General features: G+C 63.8%; 1 protein-coding gene. It reads right to left on the bottom strand.

Annotated elements, in window-relative coordinates; translation table 11 throughout:
• Positions 1-293 (bottom strand): AMP-binding enzyme (locus ACZYZF_RS29500; protein WP_463837606.1); only part of this gene is annotated, 293 nt, incomplete at both ends.

The raw sequence follows: 293 nt of genomic DNA, 5'->3' as shown, positions 1-293 counted from the left end.
GGAAACCCATCCAATGCGACGACCGCCGTGGGCACCATGTAAGACGGCAACCGCTCGGCCAGCATGGCGCGCAGGTCTGCGGGGTCGGCGGTGCCGGTGATGTAGCCGACCAGGCGCTTGTCACCGGGACGGTCCTCCCGGGCAATCACCACCGCCTGCTCGACACCCGCCAAAGCCGTTAACGCAGCCTCGATCTCACCAAGCTCGATCCGATAACCACGAATCTTGACCTGCTCATCAGCACGACCCAGATACTGCAGTTCCCCGTCTTGTCCCCAGCGCACCAGATCACC

This window comes from Mycobacterium sp. IDUB_24 (assembly GCF_055419385.1).
Note: the sequence above shows the minus strand (reverse complement) of the source record. Positions and strands in the feature narration are given on the sequence as shown.